This window comes from Actinomycetospora aurantiaca (assembly GCF_037401875.1).
GTDB lineage: Bacteria > Actinomycetota > Actinomycetes > Mycobacteriales > Pseudonocardiaceae > Actinomycetospora > Actinomycetospora aurantiaca.
Map to the genome: position 1 here is coordinate 268,981 of NZ_JBBEGN010000006.1, position 17,050 is coordinate 286,030.

The 17,050-nt window shown below is 74.0% G+C and carries 15 protein-coding genes; 13 read left to right on the forward strand and 2 right to left on the reverse strand.

Going from position 1 to position 17,050, the window contains the following annotated elements:
- The first annotated feature begins 19 nt into the window (after window positions 1-19).
- The 4 genes from WCD74_RS15155 to WCD74_RS15170 all read left to right on the forward strand — a co-directional run bounded on the left by WCD74_RS15155 (window position 20) and on the right by WCD74_RS15170 (window position 5,482).
- Window positions 20-1,159: an alpha/beta hydrolase family protein gene (locus WCD74_RS15155; RefSeq protein WP_337695688.1), complete on the forward strand. Its 1,140-nt coding sequence runs from the start codon at window positions 20-22 to the stop codon at window positions 1,157-1,159.
- 86 nt (window positions 1,160-1,245) lie between these two features.
- Window positions 1,246-2,415, forward strand: a complete 1,170-nt coding sequence (locus tag WCD74_RS15160; RefSeq protein ID WP_337695689.1) for a serine hydrolase domain-containing protein — start codon at window positions 1,246-1,248, stop codon at window positions 2,413-2,415.
- Window positions 2,415-4,967, forward strand: coding sequence for a helix-turn-helix transcriptional regulator (locus WCD74_RS15165; protein ID WP_337695690.1), 2,553 nt, complete (start codon window positions 2,415-2,417; stop codon window positions 4,965-4,967). The genes WCD74_RS15160 and WCD74_RS15165 overlap by 1 nt, the downstream gene beginning before the upstream one ends.
- 80 nt (window positions 4,968-5,047) lie before the next feature.
- Window positions 5,048-5,482 carry a nuclear transport factor 2 family protein gene (locus WCD74_RS15170; protein ID WP_337695691.1) on the forward strand — a complete coding sequence of 145 codons (435 nt, stop codon included), beginning with the start codon at window positions 5,048-5,050 and terminating at the stop codon, window positions 5,480-5,482.
- Window positions 5,483-5,500: 18 nt separating this feature from the next.
- Here WCD74_RS15170 and WCD74_RS15175 read toward each other — a convergent pair whose 3' ends face one another.
- Window positions 5,501-6,952, reverse strand: a complete 1,452-nt coding sequence (locus WCD74_RS15175; protein WP_337695692.1) for an amidohydrolase family protein — start codon at window positions 6,950-6,952, stop codon at window positions 5,501-5,503.
- 150 nt (window positions 6,953-7,102) lie between these two features.
- Between WCD74_RS15175 and WCD74_RS15180 the strand changes: the two genes are divergently transcribed.
- From WCD74_RS15180 to WCD74_RS15220, 9 genes are all read left to right on the forward strand, one after another.
- Window positions 7,103-7,909, forward strand: a complete 807-nt coding sequence (locus tag WCD74_RS15180; RefSeq protein WP_337695693.1) for an IclR family transcriptional regulator domain-containing protein — start codon at window positions 7,103-7,105, stop codon at window positions 7,907-7,909.
- Window positions 7,910-8,141: 232 nt separating this feature from the next.
- A complete protein-coding gene (locus WCD74_RS15185) occupies window positions 8,142-9,323 on the forward strand; it encodes an FAD-dependent monooxygenase (protein ID WP_337695694.1) in 1,182 nt (393 codons plus the stop codon).
- 66 nt (window positions 9,324-9,389) lie between these two features.
- A complete protein-coding gene (locus WCD74_RS15190; RefSeq protein ID WP_337695695.1) occupies window positions 9,390-10,532 on the forward strand; it encodes a CaiB/BaiF CoA transferase family protein in 1,143 nt (380 codons plus the stop codon).
- On the forward strand, window positions 10,525-11,340 hold the full coding sequence (locus WCD74_RS15195; RefSeq protein ID WP_337695696.1) for a citryl-CoA lyase: 816 nt from the start codon (window positions 10,525-10,527) through the stop codon (window positions 11,338-11,340). Before WCD74_RS15190 ends, WCD74_RS15195 begins: the two co-directional genes overlap by 8 nt.
- Window positions 11,337-12,239, forward strand: coding sequence for a dioxygenase family protein (locus WCD74_RS15200; RefSeq protein WP_337695697.1), 903 nt, complete (start codon window positions 11,337-11,339; stop codon window positions 12,237-12,239). The genes WCD74_RS15195 and WCD74_RS15200 overlap by 4 nt, the downstream gene beginning before the upstream one ends.
- Window positions 12,236-13,267: a uroporphyrinogen decarboxylase family protein gene (locus tag WCD74_RS15205; RefSeq protein WP_337695698.1), complete on the forward strand. Its 1,032-nt coding sequence runs from the start codon at window positions 12,236-12,238 to the stop codon at window positions 13,265-13,267. Before WCD74_RS15200 ends, WCD74_RS15205 begins: the two co-directional genes overlap by 4 nt.
- 35 nt (window positions 13,268-13,302) lie before the next feature.
- Entirely contained in the window at window positions 13,303-14,112 is an 810-nt protein-coding gene (locus WCD74_RS15210) for an alpha/beta fold hydrolase (protein ID WP_337695699.1), read from the forward strand.
- 217 nt (window positions 14,113-14,329) lie between these two features.
- Window positions 14,330-15,052 (forward strand): hypothetical protein, encoded by a 723-nt coding sequence (locus tag WCD74_RS15215; protein WP_337695700.1) that lies wholly within the window; start codon window positions 14,330-14,332, stop codon window positions 15,050-15,052.
- Window positions 15,049-15,510: a hypothetical protein gene (locus WCD74_RS15220; RefSeq protein ID WP_337695701.1), complete on the forward strand. Its 462-nt coding sequence runs from the start codon at window positions 15,049-15,051 to the stop codon at window positions 15,508-15,510. Before WCD74_RS15215 ends, WCD74_RS15220 begins: the two co-directional genes overlap by 4 nt.
- Window positions 15,511-15,562: 52 nt before the next feature.
- On the opposite strand, the gene WCD74_RS15225 is transcribed toward WCD74_RS15220, so the two are convergent.
- Entirely contained in the window at window positions 15,563-17,032 is a 1,470-nt protein-coding gene (locus tag WCD74_RS15225; protein ID WP_337695726.1) for a carboxylesterase/lipase family protein, read from the reverse strand.
- Window positions 17,033-17,050: the final 18 nt, after the last annotated feature.

Genomic DNA, 17,050 nt, shown 5'->3' on the forward strand with positions numbered 1-17,050 from the left:
CACCCGCGAGGAGTCGTCGATGTTCGAGATGTTCCCGGGCAACTACGTCTGGAACCTGTCGGTCAACATCGCGCTGAACACCGGTGGGCAGATCGGGGAGGTGACCGAGGCCTGCGCGCCCCTCCTCGAGGCGGCCCGGCAGGGCGAGGACGCGGGGACCGAGCTGTTCTTCCGGTCCTGGACGGCGGTGGCGGACCGGCTGGTCGGGCTCGCCCGGGAGGACGAGGCGGCCGGCCACCTGCTCACGGCGAGCGCCCGCTACCAGCGCGCCGCGGTGTACTACCTGACCGCGGAGCGGCTGCAGAGCAGGCACTTCGGCCCACGCCGGACCGCGTACCGCGCGATGCTCGACGCCTTCGGGCGGGCGATCACGACCGGGCGGCTGAAATGCGCGCGAGTCGAGATCCCGTACGAGGGCGTCGGCATGCCGGCGCTGTTCGTCGCCGCCGAGGGCGCGGGCCCCGCGCCCTGCATGGTGTTCACCAACGGTCTTGACAGCACGAAGGAGATGGTCTTCGGCTCCGGGATCGCGCAGGAGCTGGCCCGACGGGGCGTGTCGACCCTGATCGTCGACCACCCGGGCAGTGGCGAGGCGCTCCGGCTGCGCGGCCTGACCGGCCGGCACGACAGCGAGCACTGGGCCGGGCCGTGCGTCGACTGGCTCGAGACGCGGGACGACGTCGATCCCGGCCGCATCGGCGTCATGGGGTGGTCGCTGGGCGGCTACTACGCGCCCCGCGCGGCGGCGTTCGAGAAGCGGTTCGCGCTCTGCGTGGCCTGGGGCGCCAACTACGACTGGGGTGAGCTGCAGAAGCGTCGCCTGGCCCGCGAGGGGGACCGGCCCGTGCCGCACTACTGGGACCACGTCGAGTGGGTGTTCGGGAAGGACACCCTCGAGGAGTTCATGGCCTTCGCGCCGGCGATGAGCCTCGTCGGCGTCACCGAGCGGATCACGGTCCCGTTCCTGGTCACCCACGGCACGAACGACCGTCAGATCCCGCGCGAGTACGCCACGGCGCAGTACGAGACCGCCGTGAACAGCCCGAAGCGCGAGCTCACGTGGTTCACCGAACGCGAGGGTGGAGTCGAGCACGTCAGCGCCGACAACATCCCGGCCGTGACCGGCTACATCGCCGACTGGGTCCACGACACCCTCTGAGCCCCGCCGGCCGGAGGGTCGACCGAGCAGGATCTCCTCGGGTTGGATGTGAGCTGGTTCACCCACCAGCCACCCGGAGGTCTTCCATGTCCCGCTCGATCGACGGTTCCGGCATCGACCGCGTCCTGTCCGCCGCCGTGGAGAACGGCGCCGTCCCGCAGGTCGTGGCGATCGCCGCCGACCGGGACGGCGTGATCTACGAGGGAGCGGCGGGGGAGCGGGTCGTCGGCAGCGGCGAGCTCGTCTCGACCAGGACGCACTTCCGGATCATGTCGATGACGAAGATGGTCGCGACGACGGCGGCGCTGCAGCAGATGGAGTCCGGGGCGCTCGACCTCGACGCCCCCGTCGAGTCCTACGTCCCGGAGTTCTCCGAGGTGCAGGTGCTCGACGGCTTCGACGGGGACACCCCGAGGCTGCGGGCGCCCGCGAGCAGGGCGACCGTGAAGCAGCTGATCACGCACACGTCCGGTCTCGGCTACTGGTTCTGGGACGCGGACGTGAAGCGGTGGGAGGAGGCGACCGGGACCCCGAACGTGGTGCCGGGAGACATGGCGGCGTTCGGGGCGCCGATGGTCGCCGACCCCGGCACCCGCTTCGTCTACGGCATCAACACCGACTGGCTGGGTCGTGTCGTCGAGGCCGTCGCCGGGACCACGCTCGACGTCGTCGTGAAGGAGAACATCACCGGGCCGCTCGGCATGGACGACACCATGTTCGCCCTCGACGACGCCCGACAGGCGAACAAGACACCGGTGCACGTGCGGGGCGAGGACGGCGTCTGGGCCTCGCAGGGCAACATCCTCCCCGACGACCCGTCGTGGTGGGCCGGCGGACACGGCCTGCACTCCACGCCGCGCGACTACATCCGGTTCGAGCAGGCCCTGCTGCGCGGTGGCGAGCTCGACGGGGCGCGCATCCTGCGCGAGGAGACCGTCGACGCGGCGTTCACCGACCAGCTCGACGGCGCCACGATGCCGACCGAGATCCCCACCGCCGACCCGCCCATCACCGACACCCTCACCCTCGGCCCCGGCTGGACGTGGGGCTACGGCCTCCTGCTCAACACCGCCGACGTGCCGGGCGGACGGCGGGCCTACACCGGCGCCTGGGCCGGTCTGTTCAACACGCACTTCTTCGTCGACCGGACCACCGGCATCGCCGCGTCGATCTACACGAACTCGCTGCCGTTCATCACGCCCGAGGCGTGGGGCATGTACCAGGACTTCGAGCAGGCCTTGTACGCGGCGCTCTAGTGCTGCCGGCGTTCGCCTCCTCGTTCGTCGGGCGGGCCGACGACGTCCGCGACCTCGCCGGGCTCGTCCGGCGTACCCGTGTGGTGACGCTCGTCGGGCCCGGCGGGGCAGGCAAGACGCGGCTGGCGGTCGAGGTCGCCCGCGCGGTCGGTGGCGTGATCGGGTTCGTCGAGGCGGGTGCCCCGGCGGACCTGGCCCTGGCCGCGCTCGCGGCCGCGGGCATCCGCGAGGACCCGGACGCATCCCCCGAGGACCGGCTCGTCGCGAGCCTCGCCGACCGGCACGGCCTGTTCGTGATCGACGGGTGCGAACACGTCCGCGCGGCCGCGGCCGGTCTCGTCGGCCGCGTCGTCCGGGGCTGTCCCGACCTCCGGGTCCTGACGACGAGCCGGGTGCGGCTCGGGCTCGTCGGCGAGACCGTCCGGGCGGTGGGGCGGCTGCCCGACGACGGGCGGGCGCTGTTCGTCGAGCGGGCCCGGGAGGTCCGCGCCGACCTGCCGTCCGACGACTCCGCCGTGGCCGCGATCTGTCGGCTGGCCGAGGGTCTGCCCCTGGCGGTCGAGCTCGCGGCGGGCCACGCGCGGGGGCTCCCGCTGGCGGCGATCCGCGACGCGATGAGCGACCGCCTGCGCTTCCCCGCCAGCGCCGACCCCGGCCTCCCGGCCAGGCACCGCTCGCTGCAGGCCTGCATCGCGTGGGGTCTGGACGCCGCCGGCGAGCGCGCAGCCCGGGCGCTCGCCGCGCTCTCGGTGCTGCCGGGGCGGTTCACGCTCGAGGCGGCGCGGGCCGTGACCGGCGAGCCCGCCACGGTGCTCGAGACGCTCGTCGACCACTCGCTGGTCGCGTTCGATCCCGTGGACGCGCGGTACCGGCTCCTCGACACGGTGCGGGAGCACGCGGCGGAGACGCTGCTCGACGAGGCGCCGGTCCATGACCGACTGCGCTCGTGGGTCGCCGCCCTCGCCCGGGAGCTCACGGACGGGCTGGGGCGGGCCGACCCGGGTGCGCTGGACCGGCTCGACCGGGAGTCCGTCGCGGTGGTCGCCGTCCTGCGGGGCGCGGCGTCGAGCGGGCGGGGGCTCGACGAGGCCGCGGGCATCGTCGTGGACCTGGCGTTCGGGTGGTCGTTGCGTGGACGGTGTCACGAGGGACGGGACCTCGCCCGCGGCGTCGCCGAGGCCCTGCCCGAGGTGCCGCCCAGGCTGGGCTGGGCGCTCGCCTTCCTCACCGCCTACGCGGGTGACCTCGCGGCGGGCGTCGAGCTCGCGGCCGCCGTCGCCGACCGCGCCGAGGGCGCGACCCGCGGCCGGGCCCTCACTCTCCTCGGGATGGCGCAGCTGTTCGTCGACCCGGCGGGCGCCGCCGACGTGCTCGCCGAGGCCGTGGCGCTCGGCGTGGACGCCGAGGACGACTGGGGCGAGGTCGAGGCCCGACAGATGCTCGCGTGCTGCCACCTCCAGCAGTGCGCGGACCGCGACGCCCTGAGGTGCGCCGACGCAGCCCTCCCCGCGCTCGACCGGCTCGGCCACGCCCAGCTGCGCGCGTGGGACGCGGCGGTGCGGGCGGACGTCGCCGTCCGCGCGGGTCGGCTCGCCGACGGCGAGGCGGTCGGGCGGGACGGTCTCCGTCTCGCACTCGGGGTGGCCGAGCCGGTGAGCGCGGGCGCGTGCCTGCTCCCGATCGTGCGGTCGGTCTGTGCCCAGGGCCGTCCCGACGACGGGTCGGCGCTGGTCGCGCAGGTGCGTCCGTTCTTCGCCGAGCACCCCGGGGTGGGGACGGCGCTGGTCGTCGAGCTCGCCGACGCGATCGCCGCGGCGTGGTCCGACCCGCCCGGCCCCGTGCCGCTCGCGTTGCGCGAGGCGGTCGCCGCCGCCGGGCTGCCGGCGCTGGGCGCGGAGGTCGCCCTGCTGCACGCGACGCTCGCGCTCGACGGGGTCGCCGCCGCGGAGGCCGAGGAGCTGGCCGCCTCGATCGGGCACCGGGAGCACGCCGCGGCGGCCGCCCTGGTGCGGGCGGTCGACGGGCCCGGTGGCCACGTGGCGCTCGCTGCGGCGGCCGAGGCCGGGTGCGAGCTGCTGGTGCCCGACGGCCTCGACGTCGTCGCCCGGTCCGCCCTGCGGAGCGGGCGCGTGACGGTCGCGGCGACCCTTCACGCGGCCGCCGACCGCCGTCGCGAGGAGCTCGGCCTGGCCGTGTCACCGCTCGGGCGGGCGGTCCGGGGAGACCGGGACGCGACGGTCGCCGCCCTGCCGGTGGCGACGTCGGCCGAGTGCGCCGAGCGTGGCCGGCGCCTGGACCGCGACGGCGCTGTGGCCTACGCCTCCCGGGCGCGGGGTCGTCGGGACCGGCCGTCGCGCGGGTGGGAGAGCCTGACCCCGACCGAGCGGGAGGTCGTGCGCCTCGTCGGGAAGGGGCTGACGAACGCGGCCGTCGGGGCGGCCCTGCTGGTGTCGGCCGGGACGGTCCGGACCCACCTGCGCAGCGTGTTCGGCAAGCTCGGGGTGTCCAACCGCGTGGAACTGGCCGCGCTCGCGGCCCGCCGTCGGGAATGAATCGCCTCTGCCGCTCGGCAGATGTTCCGCAGCGCCGTTCTGCCTAGCGTCGCCCTCGTCCACGACCGAGGGGGAGCACCGTGACCGTCACCGTCAGCACCGACCACCCGAACCTCGTCCGCGTCCGCGACGCGATGGCTGCGCTCGCCGACGGGGACGTGGAGCCCACCGTCGCGCTCATGGCCGAGGACGTCGTCATGGTCAACGACGTCGGCGCCGGGCCGTGGCGGGAGCTGCGCGGCCGCGACGCCGTGCTGGGCTTCTGGTTCGCGTTCGCCGAGTTCTTCGGGGGCACCTTCGCCCAGGAGATCCTCGCCGGCTGGGGCTTCGACGACGGCGTGCTGCTGCTGATCCACGAACACGGCACGACCCACGGCGCGGTCTTCGACAACCGCGCCGTCTACCAGATGCTCCTCGGCCCGGACGGCCGGTGCACGGAGCTCCGGACAATGGACATGGACCGCGCCGCGATCGAGGCGTTCTGGGGGTGTGCGCTGCGCGCAGGTGAGCAGTAAGTGGGTCTATAGGCCCACTTAGTGCTCACCTGGCGAAGCCACACTGTGCGTCGCCGAGGAGCGGTAGTCGGTGTAGGTGTACGGGTTGTCGAGGATCTTCGTCTCCGGCACCTCGGGGTTCATCCCGGCGGTCCAGGCCTCCTCGCCGAGGGTGGAGCGCAGGTGCTCGACGGTGGACTCGACGGTGCGGCGCGTGGCGGCGAGGTCGATCCCGACGAGGCGGTGGTCGCGCTTGACCACGCGGCCGTCGACGATCACGGCCTCGACGTCGCCGCGCTGCGCCTGGAGGGCGACCTGCCCGTAGGGGTGCAGCAGCGGGAACGAGACCGGCGAGTGCTCGTTGCGGATCAGCACGACGTCGGCCTTCTTCCCGACCTCGAGGCTTCCCAGGTCGTCCCGGCCCAGCGCCGCCGCGCCGCCGCGGGTCGCCCAGTCGACGACCTGCTCGGCCCGCAGCGCGGCGTGCGTCACCGTCTCGCCGCGGGCGTGCGCCTCGAGGTGCTCGCGGGACCGGTCGGCGCCCAACGTGGTGCGCATCGCGGAGAACAGGTCGCCGCTCCACCAGACGGTGGTGTCCATCGACAGCGAGACCGGGATGTCGTGGGAGCGCAGCGCCCAGGTGGGCGGGTAGCCCTGGCCCGCCGACTGCTCGCTCTCGGTGGAGACCGACACGGAGCCGCCGGTCGCCGCGATGCGGTGGTAGGAGTCGGCGGACAGCGTCGCGGCGTGGACGTAGACGGTCTCCGGGGTCATGAACCCGTGGTCGTGCATCAGCCGGATGCCGTCGTTGTTGGTGGCGCCCCACACGCCGGCGTGGGTGGTCACCGGGACACCGAGCTCGCGGGCCACCTCGAACGCCGGCTTCTCCGGGAAGGCCGGGTCGCCGGTGACGTCGAAGGCGAGCTGGAAGCCGAGCAGGTCGCGGTCGCCGCTCATGCGCCGCTGCACGAAGTCCCGGAACTCCGCGGACGTGGTCCAGTTCGCGGGCGCGTCCTGGATGTTGCCGTAGGCGAGGACGAAGCGGCCGGGGACGGCCTGCAGCGCGTCGACGGCGGCGTCGGCGTGCTGGGCGGTCTGCAGGCCGTGCGACCAGTCGACGGTGGTGGTCACGCCCGCGTCGATCGCCTCGATCGCGCCGAGCAGGTTGCCGGCGTGCACGTCCTCGGGGCGGAAGGCGCGGCCGTGCTCGAGGTAGTACCAGACGAAGTACTGGGTCAGCGTCCAGTCCGCGCCGTAGCCGCGCATCGCGGTCTGCCACATGTGCCGGTGGGTGTCGATCATCCCCGGCATGACGATGCCGCCGCGCGCGTCGATCTCCTCGGTGCCCTCGGGCACGTCGAGCTGCGCGCCGATCGCGGCGATCCGGTCGTCGACGACGAGCACGTCGGCGTCGGTCAGCACGGTGTGGGCCGCGTCCAGGGTGAGCACGGTTCCCCCGCGCAGGACGACCGGTCGCCGGGCCTCACTCATCGTGCTCGCTCCCTCGCACTCGGACACCTGTCCGTCAGTCGGTCGGATGACCTGGCTCACTGTGCTCAGCGACGGTTGCGGTGTCAACCGGACGCGACCCGCCGTCGGAAAGGGAGACGGTGTCCGCCTGGCGGACGTACAGTGCGCGGCGTGCCGCGCGAGGGAACCGGACCCGACTTCATCGAGTCGTTGGCGCGCGGGCTGGACGTGATCGCCGCGTTCTCCGCGGCGCGGCCGACGATGACGCTGTCCGAGGTCGCGGGCGCGACGGGCCTCGCCCGGCCCACGGCGCGCCGCATCCTGCTCACGCTCGCCGAGCTCGGGTACGTCCGCTCCGACGACCGCGGCTTCGCGCTGACGCCGCGCGTGCTCGACCTGGGGACGGCCTACGTCGGGTCGATGGGCCTGTGGGACGTGGCGCGCCCGCACCTGGAGGCGCTGTCGGCGCGGACCCACGAGTCGTGCTCGATCGCCCAGCTCGACGGGTCGGACATCGTCTACGTCGCGCGGGCGTCGGTGCCGAAGATCGTGTCGCTGGCGGTGCAGATCGGGACGCGGTTCCCGGCTCTGCCGACGTCGCTGGGCAAGGTGCAACTCGCCGCTCTGTCGCCCGACGAGCTGGACCGGGTGCTCGCGGAACCGACCCGGTCGGGGCTCACCCCGCGATGGACGCCGTCGGTCGAGGAGCGCGACGCGGCACTGCGCGAGGTCCGGGCCCGGGGCTGGGCGCTGACCGACGAGCAGCTGACGCTCGGCATCCGGTCCGTCGCGGCGCCGCTCCGGGACGGCTCGGGCCGTGTCATCGCCGGCGTCAACGTCAACTGCCACGCCGCCGAGACGTCCGTCGAGTACCTGGTGGAGCACCACCTGCCGGTGCTCCTCGCGACGGCGGGGGAGATCAGCGCCGACTTCGCCCGCCGGGAGGCGCTGCCGCACGTGACGCTTCCGGCGTCGTAGGGGGGCGCCGGGTTCGTCAGCAATGGCCCATTGCTGACGCTGGACGTCAGGATGGCGCCACTCGCACATCCGTGGGCGGGCCGGGCTGATGTGCGAGTGGCGCCGTCCGCACACCTGACGTCAGCAACGGACCATTGCTGCCACGAGGCAGCGGGGACACGACCGGCCCGCGACTTCCCGTCCCCCGGAAGTCGGCGCGCGGCCCGCTCACCGACGCGCGCACGATGGCGGGATGGACGAGCCCGAGGTCGTGATCGTCGGCGCCGGACCCGCCGGGCTCGTGCTGGCGTGGCTGCTGCAGCGGGCGGGCGTGCCGTACGTGCTGCTCGAGCGCCAGTCCCGGGCGGAGATCGGGACGCTGCCGAAGGCCGGGATCGTCGAGTACCGCACCGCGGAGCTGCTGCGCGCCGAGGGGCTGCCGCTCGTCTTCGACACCGAGAACCGCCGCGTCGAGTTCCGCACGCCGACCACGCGACACCTGTTCGACTACGCCGACCTCACCGGCGACCGGCCGCACTACGTCTTCCCGCAGCACCGGATCGTCGCCGAGCTGGCGCAGGCGCTGGTGGACGAGGGCGCGCCGCTGCACTTCGAGCAGACCGTCACCCACGTCGACCCGGACGCCCCGAGCATCACCGCGGGCGGGACGACCTACCGTCCGCGGGCCCTCGTCGGGGCCGACGGTGCGGGCAGCGTCGTCGCGCGGGCCCTCGGCGACCGGGTGACCGTCCTCGACCGCCCGCTCGCGGCGCGGTGGCTGGTCGTCTCCGCGGTGACGGCGCCGCTGGTCGGGCACACGATCTACGCGATCCACCCGCGCGGGTACGCCGCGCACCTGCGCCGCGGGCCGAGGGAGACGCGGTTCTACCTCGAGGTCCCCGACGACGTCCGGGCCCGTGACCTCACCCACGACGAGGTCCGCACCGACCTGGCCGACCGGCTCGGCGAGCCCGGCGCCCTCGACGGCGTGCAGATCTCCGTGGACGACCTCGACCTCCGCACCCGGGTGACCACCCCGATGCAGGCTGGCGGCGTCTTCCTCCTCGGCGACGCCGCGCACCTGATCACCCCGGCGGGTGGGAAGGGGATGAACCTGGCCGTCGCCGACGCGGTCGAGCTCGCGCACGGGCTCGTCGACGCCCATCGCGGGGACGACGCGCGGCTGACCGCCTACTCCGACACCCGCCTCCCGGTGATCATGGCGACGCAGGGCTTCTCGGACTGGTTCCTCCGCGTGCTGTCCGCGTTCTCCACCGACGCGCTCGCCGGAACGGGAGCGGCCGGCTTCGTCCACGGCATGCGCGAGGGCTGGGTGCGGCGGCTGCGCGACGACCCGCTGCTCGCGCGGTGGTTCGCCCACGCCTACGCCGGGGTCGACGCCGGGGCGAACGCCGGTGTCGACGCCGACGCTTGACGCCCGTCGTCGCGAAGGACGATGCTCGCGGACGACAGTCCGCCAGACGGACAGGAAGGACGGACGATGGCTGGCCCGCTCGCCGGGGTCCTCGTGGCCGACTTCTCCCGGATCCTCGCCGGGCCCTACGCGACGATGCTGCTCGCGGACATGGGCGCCGAGGTGGTGAAGGTCGAGGGACCGCGGGGCGACGACACGCGCACGTGGATGCCGCCGGTGCGCGGCGAGACGTCGACCTACTACCTCGGGATCAACCGCGGGAAGCGCTCGATCGCGCTCGACCTGCGCGATCCCGACGACGTCGCCCTCGCCCAGGAGCTCGCCCGCCGCGCGGACGTCGTCATCGAGAACCTGCGCCCGGGCGGGATGCGCAAGTACGGCCTGGACTTCGACTCCGTCAAGGAGACGAACGCCGGCGTCGTCTACGCGTCGATCTCCGGCTTCGGCTCCGGCAAGGGCGCCCACGTCCCCGGCTACGACCTGATGGTCCAGGCCATCTCGGGGCTGATGGACCTGACCGGCGATCCCGACGGCGAGCCCTACCGGGCCGGCATCTCGGTGTTCGACGTGATGGCCGGCAACCACGCCGTGATCGGCATCCTGGCCGCGCTGCGCCACCGCGACGCCACCGGCGAGGGCCAGCACGTCGAGCTGAACCTGCTCTCGTCCGCGCTGACCGGGCTGGTCAACCACTCCAGCGCGTGGGTCGCGGGCGGGGTGGTGCCGCACCGGATGGGCAACGCGCACCCGAGCGTGTTCCCCTACGAGCCGCTGGCCACCGCCGACGACGACATCATCATCGCCGCCGCGAACGACGGGCAGTTCCGCAAGCTCTGCGAGGCCCTCGGCATCCCCGAGGTCGCCGACGACGAGCGCTACGCCCGCAACGCCGACCGCACGGAGAACCGCGAGGAACTCCGTCCGGTCCTGGTCGAGCGGCTCAAGCAGCGCAGCGCCGTCGAGTGGTTCGAGCTGCTCGTCGACGCCGGCGTGCCCTGCGGGCCGATCCAGTCGATCGACGGCGGGTTCGCGATGGCGGAGCGGTTCGGGCTGGACCCGGTCGTCGAGGTCGGCGAGGGCGACCGCGCGGTCCCGACGACGAGGCACCCGATCCGGTTCTCCGCGACCCCGGCGGTCTACGAACTGCCTCCGCCCGAGCTGGACGAGCACGGTGAGGAGCTGCGGAAGTGGTTGAGCGCCGGTGAGTGACCGCGAGTACGAGACCGCCCTCGGTGCGGCGTCGCCGGACAGGATCACCCTGCTCGGCCACGACCTCGTCGAGGACGTGATGGGGCAGGTCGGGTTCGGGGAGCTGGCGTTCTGGCTCGCCACCCAGCGCCGCCCGTCGCCGGGGGAGACCCGGGTCTTCGAGGCCGTCCTCGCCGCGCTGGCCGACCACGGCTACACGCCCACGGCCATCGTCACGCGCCTGACGCACCTCTCCGCGCCGGACTCCGTGCAGGGGGCGATCGCGGCCGGCCTGCTCGCCGGCGGCTCGAGGTTCCTCGGGGTCACCGAGGACTGCGGCCGCTTCCTCCACGACCAGCTGACGGCCCCGCTGCCGACCGACGACGCCGGGTGGGACGAGCTCGCACTGCGGGTCGTCACCGAGCAGCGGGCGCAGATGCGCTTCGTCCCCGGACTCGGTCACCACGTGCACAAGCAGGGCGACCCGCGCACGCCGAAGCTCATGGCGCTGGCCGCCGAGGAGGGCGTCACCGGCCCGCACCTGGCGCTGTTCACCGCGATCGGGCGGGTGCACCCGCAGGTGCTCGGGAAGACGCTGCCGCTCAACGGCGCCGGCGTGTGCGGCGCGGTGCTCGCCGATCTCGGCCTGCCGCTGGAACTGCTGCGGGGCTTCGCGCTGCTCGCCCGCACGGCCGGTCTGATCGGGCAGCTCGCCGAGGAACTGCGCCACCCCGTCGCGAACGACATCTTCCTGTCGGTCGACCTGCACAACAAGCCGGTGGACCCTGATCCCTATCAGCCGCCGTCCATCAGCGAGGAGGGACGATGACGCACTCCACCACGCCGCGCACCGTCACCGAGGAGACCATCACCGACGTCGCGGTCGAGCGCTGGGCCACCGCGCACGACCCGCGGACCGCCGAGCTCCTCACCGCACTCGTGCGCCACCTGCACGCGTTCGCCCGCGAGACGCAGCTGACCGAGGCCGAGTGGATGGCCGCGATCCGGTGGCTCACCCGCACCGGGCAGATCAGCGACGACAAGCGCGAGGAGTTCATCCTCGCCTCCGACGTGCTCGGGCTGTCCATGCTCGTCGTCCAGCAGAACAACCGGCTGTCCGAGGGCGCGACGCCCGCGACGGTGCTGGGGCCGTTCTTCATCGACGAGTCCCCGTCGCTGGGCTTCGGCGGCGACATGTCCGACGGCGTCGAGGGCACGCCGCTCTTCGTGCACGGGGTCGTCCGCTCGCTCGACGGCACGCCGATCGCGGACGCGGAGATGGACGTCTGGCAGGCCGACGCCGAGGGCGCCTACGAGTCGCAGCTCGACGTCGACGAGGCCCGGCTGCGGGCCAAGTACCGGTCGCGCGACGACGGGTCGTACTGCCTGCGCACGATCGCCCCGAAGGGTTACGCGATCCCGATGGACGGCCCGGTCGGCGAGCTCATCCACGCGACCGACATCAGCTGGATGCGCCCGGCCCACGTGCACTTCTGGATGGAGGTGCCGGGCTACGAGCCGCTGATCACGCACCTGTTCCAGGACGGCGCGCAGTACCTCGACACCGACGTCGTCTATGGCGTGAAGTCCGAGCTGATCGTCTCGTTCGTCGAGCGCGACCCGGGCCCCACGCCCGACGGCGGGTCGAGCGACATCCCGTGGCTCGAGGCGGAGTACGACTTCGTCCTGCAGGCGGCGGGTCAGGGCGAGCGGAGCGACGGGAAGTGACGCAGACCGTGCTGCCCACCTCACTCGTCGGCTCGTACGCCCAGCCGGACTGGCTCATCGACCGGTCGAAGCTGGCCGGTCGCTTCCCGCCGCGGGTGCGCGCGAAGGAGCTCTGGCGCGTCGACCCCGAGTTCCTGGAACAGGCCCAGGACGACGCGACCCTGCTCGCGATCCGGGCGCAGGAGCGGGCCGGACTCGACGTGATCACCGACGGCGAGATGCGCCGGGAGAGCTACTCCAACCACTTCGCGACGGCGCTGGACGGCGTCGACGTCGACAACCCGGGCACCGCGCTGGACCGCAGCGGCCACCCGAACCCGGTGCCGCGGATCGCCGGCGAGATCCGGCGCTCGCGGCCGATCCAGCGCCGTGACGTGGAGTTCCTGCGCGCGAACACCGACCGCACGATCAAGATCACGGTGCCGGGCCCGTTCACGATGTCCCAGCAGGCGCAGAACGACCACTATCCCGACGACGAGGCCGCGGCGATGGCCTACGCGGCGGCGGTGAACGCCGAGGTCCGCGACCTGTTCGACGCGGGCGCGGACGTCGTCCAGATCGACGAGCCGTACATGCAGGCCCGTCCGGAACCGGCGCGGCAGTACGGGCTGGCGGCGCTGAACGCCGCGCTCGACGGCGTCACCGGGACGACGGCCGTGCACATCTGCTTCGGCTACGCGGCGATCATCCACGAGCGGCCCGAGGGCTACTCGTTCCTGCCCGAACTGGCCGGCAGCCCCGTCGACCAGATCTCCATCGAGACCGCGCAGTCCGGGCTCGACCTCGGCGTGCTCGCCGACCTGACCGACAAGACGATCATCCTCGGCGTGATCGACCTGTCGGACCCGGCGGTCGAGACGGCGGAGACGGTGGCCGGGCGCGTCCGGCGGGCGTTCGAGTACCTGCCGCCCGAGCAGGTCGTCATCGCCACCGACTGCGGCATGAAGTACCTCCCGCGCGAGGCGGCCGAGGGGAAGATGCGCGCGATGGCGGGCGCGGCGGCGATCCTGCGCGACGAGCGGGGCTGACGCTCCCGGCGGCGGTGAGGCCGATACTGGCGATCATGGCGGCGCTGCACGTGACGGAATCCGGTCGGGACGACGGACCGCTGCTGGTCCTGCTGCACGGCGCCGGGAACAGCCACGGGACGTTCGGGTTCGTCGGCGAGGGTCTCGAGGCGCTCGGGACGCGGGCGCGGCTGCTGGCCGTCGACCTGCGCGGCCACGGCGTCTCGCCACGCACCCCCGCCGAGTACGGCCTGGACGCCTACACCGCCGACGTCGAGGCGCTGCTCGACGAGGTGGGCCCCGCCCACGTCGTCGGGAACTCCCTGGGCGGGGCGATCGCGTGGACGCTGGCCCAGCGCCGCCCGGAGCTGGTCCGGGCGGCGCTGCTGGAGGACCCGCCGCTACGGCGCGTGGACCTGGACGCGGCGGCCGCCGTCTTCGGGGCGCTGCGCGACCAGGTGCGGCGGTGGCAGGCCACCGGGGCGACCCTCGAGACCGTCGCCGCCGTCCTCGGCGCCATGCCCGGCCCCGGCGGGCGACGCCCGTCGGACGTGCAGGCCGCGGACGCGATCGAGGCCCGGGCGCAGGGCCTGCTGGACGTGGACCCGGAGGCCCTCGGCGCGGTCGCGGACGGGACCACCCTGGCCACGATCGACCTGGCCGCGCCGCCGCGGGTCCCCGTGCGCGTCCTGGCCGCGGACGAGGCTCGGGGCTCGGTCCTGCCGGAGGCCGCCGCGGCCGCCCTCGTCGCGGCGCACCCCGACGTGACCGTGCGGCGGTGGCCCGACGCCGGGCACGTCGTCCACGACGAGATCGCCCACCGGCGCGACTGGCTCGCCGAGGTCGACGCGCTGCTCGCACGCTAGGCGGGGTCTTCCCGACGGCGGGTCGATGCGGCACGGTGGGTGCACCCGCTGACCAGGGCGTTCGCCACGATCCGGTCATGATCGGCGTGTCGAGGTTTGCGTCGGGCGGTTGCCCGCCGTGTGACGCAACACACGTGCCGCTCGACGGTCGATTGATACCGACCGTGTGCAGGACGACGCTCTGGGTCATGTTCACCCGCCCCTCGGAGGGGTCGTCATGACCACCGTCTGGATCATCGTCGCGGTCGTCGTCGTGCTGGCGCTGGTCGGCGGCGGACTGGCGCTCGCCCGCAAGAAGCGTTCCGACCAGCTGCAGCAGGAGTTCGGGCCGGAGTACGACCGCGTGGTCGCGGGCTCGGACAGCAAGGGCGAGGCCGAGAAGGAGCTGGCCGAGCGCCGCAAGCGCCACCAGCAGCTCGACCTGAAGCCGATCGACCCGCAGACCCGCGAGCGGTTCCGCGGCGACTGGAAGCGCATCCAGGGCGAGTTCGTGGACGACCCGGGCGGCGCCGTGGAGAAGGCCGACTCGCTGGTCACCACGATCATGCGCGAGCGCGGCTACCCGGTCGACGACTTCGACCAGCGGGCCGCCGACATCTCCGTCGAGCACCCGCGGGTCGTCGAGAACTACCGCGAGGCCCGTCGCGTCCGGGACGCGCAGCGCAACGGCAGCGCCGACACCGAGGACCTGCGCTCGGCCGTCACCTCCTACCGCAGCCTGGTCGACGCCCTGCTCGACGAGAGCGGCGACCGCGACGGCGACGACCGCCAGGCCCACGGTGATCGCGACGACCGCGACGACCGCGACGACCGCGGCGACCGGGGCCCCGACGCCGGCCGGCACCGCGACAACGGGCGCCACACCGACGACCGCGACGGCCCCGGCCGCCCGGGCACCGACCACGACCAGGCACACGAGGACGACAGGAGCCGACGGTGAGCACGGAGTTCGACACCAGCAGCGGGGACCGCGCGTACGCCGACGAGCGCCGCGACGACCGCCGCGACGACCGGCCCGACGCGGGACGGGACGGACACGTGGACACCGGCCGAGACGACGAGCCCGGCCGCTACACCCGGCAGCACGGCGACCACGCCGGGCAGCACGACCACGACGCGGGCCAGGACTCGGTCTCCGTCCTCGACCCGAGCGCCTCCGAGCGGCTGCGGAACCGGTGGCAGGAGGTGCAGGCCGGGTTCGTCGACGAGCCGCGCCAGTCGGTGACCGAGGCCGACCAGCTCGTCGGCGAGGTGCTCGACGAGGTCAGCCGCGTGTTCCGCGACCAACGCTCCGAGCTCGAGGCGGAGTGGAGCGGCAACGCCGAGCCCGGGACCGAGGAGCTGCGCCAGGCCCTGCGCCGCTACCGGGAGTTCTTCGACCGGCTGCTCTCCCTCTAGACCACCCTCCCCGACCGCCCGGGACGTCCGTCGCCTCGTCCCGGGCGGTCACTCACGTCCGGGGCAGGGCCTCGAACTCGTGGCCGGCCCACAGCGCCGCCGACGTCTCCTCCGGGTAGGTCCCGACGGCGGGGTCCGCGCCTACCACCCAGGCCTGCCGGGCCCCGTCGAACGCGGGCCACCCCGGGCCCTCCCCGCGGGCGAACGCCGTCCAGGCGCGCCGCACCGCCGCCGAGACCCCCTCGACGACGGGTCCGGCCTCGCCGCCGAGCACCAGCGCGTTGATGCCCCCGGTCCGGGTGCCGAACACGAGCGGCACGTCGAACCCGTGGCACGCCCCGAGCACGCCGCCCTGCCCGGGCGCCTCCAGCGTCAGCTCGTAGACGTACGACCGTCCGCGGTGCCCCTCCGAGATCCGCAGCGACGGCATGCGGAAGAGCCAGTCGGACTGCACGAGCTCGAAGAGCCCCTCGTCGGAGAGGTCCGGGTGGGCGTCGCGGAACGCGGCCGCGTCGGGGGCGAACGCGGCCAGCGTCCGCTCGGCCATCTCCGCGGTCACCGTCCCGAGCAGCCCGCCGAGCGCGAGGAACAGCCGGAACTCGTCGCGGTTGTGCCCGACGATCACCTCGACGTCGGCCGACGCGCCGTCGCGCAGCGCCCGCCACGGCGTCGTCGGGAGCACCTCCCCGTCGACGACGGGGGAGAACGGGGTCGGGGTGCGGGCGACGAGGCCCCACCGGTCCTCGTGCTCGCGCATGACCAGACCGTCGGCGGCCGCGATCAGCGCGTCCGGGTCGACGTCGCGGAGGTCGTCGACGGTGGGCCGGCGGTCGAGCCCGGCCGCGATCGTCGTCATGATGTCGCTCGCGAGACCGGTCGAGAAGAAGGTGCCGGGCACGCTCTGGGCGATCGCGCGCCGGAAGAGTCCCGCCGCGCGCGGCATCGCGAGCAGGGACGCGACGGCTCCGGCGCCCGCGGACTCGCCGAACACCGTCACCTGGTCCGGGTCGCCGCCGAACGCCGCAGCGTTCTCCCGCACCCACTCCAGCGCGGCCACCTGGTCGAGCAGGCCCCGGTTGTCCGGGGCGCCCTCGATCCGGCCGTAGCCCTCGACGCCGACGCGGTGGTTGAAGGTCACGACGACGACGTCGTGCTCGCGGGCGAGGACGGCCCCGTCGTAGGCCGGGTCGTCGGAACTGCCCGCCCGGTAGGCGCCGCCGTGGATCCAGACCATGACGGGACGGCGCTCCTCGACGTCCGCGGACCAGACGGTGGCCGTGAGCCACCCCCGGCCGTCGTCGGCCGGCCGCGCGGACACCGAGCCGGCGGCGGACATCGCCGACTGCGGCGGGGGCGGGCCGAACGCGGTCGCGTCCAGCACGCCGTCCCAGGGCGTCACCGGCTCCGGCGTGGCGAACCGGCGCGGCCCCACCGGCGGCGCGGCGAACGGGATCCCGCGGAACACGCTCACCCCGTCCTCGACACGTCCCCGGACCGGCCCGCCGTTCGTCCGCACCTCCATCACGTCCGCGAGCCTCGT

Bases quoted from the DNA above. Each gene is read 5' to 3' on its own strand.
- WCD74_RS15155 (WP_337695688.1), top strand. From the start codon at position 20: ATGTTCGAGATGTTCCCGGGCAACTACGTCTGGAACCTGTCGGTCAAC.
- WCD74_RS15160 (WP_337695689.1), top strand. From the start codon at position 1,246: ATGTCCCGCTCGATCGACGGTTCCGGCATCGACCGCGTCCTGTCCGCC.
- WCD74_RS15175 (WP_337695692.1), bottom strand. From the start codon at position 6,952: ATGAGTGAGGCCCGGCGACCGGTCGTCCTGCGCGGGGGAACCGTGCTC.
- WCD74_RS15185 (WP_337695694.1), top strand. From the start codon at position 8,142: ATGGACGAGCCCGAGGTCGTGATCGTCGGCGCCGGACCCGCCGGGCTC.
- WCD74_RS15190 (WP_337695695.1), top strand. From the start codon at position 9,390: ATGGCTGGCCCGCTCGCCGGGGTCCTCGTGGCCGACTTCTCCCGGATC.
- WCD74_RS15200 (WP_337695697.1), top strand. From the start codon at position 11,337: ATGACGCACTCCACCACGCCGCGCACCGTCACCGAGGAGACCATCACC.
- WCD74_RS15210 (WP_337695699.1), top strand. From the start codon at position 13,303: ATGGCGGCGCTGCACGTGACGGAATCCGGTCGGGACGACGGACCGCTG.
- WCD74_RS15215 (WP_337695700.1), top strand. From the start codon at position 14,330: ATGACCACCGTCTGGATCATCGTCGCGGTCGTCGTCGTGCTGGCGCTG.
- WCD74_RS15225 (WP_337695726.1), bottom strand. From the start codon at position 17,032: ATGGAGGTGCGGACGAACGGCGGGCCGGTCCGGGGACGTGTCGAGGAC.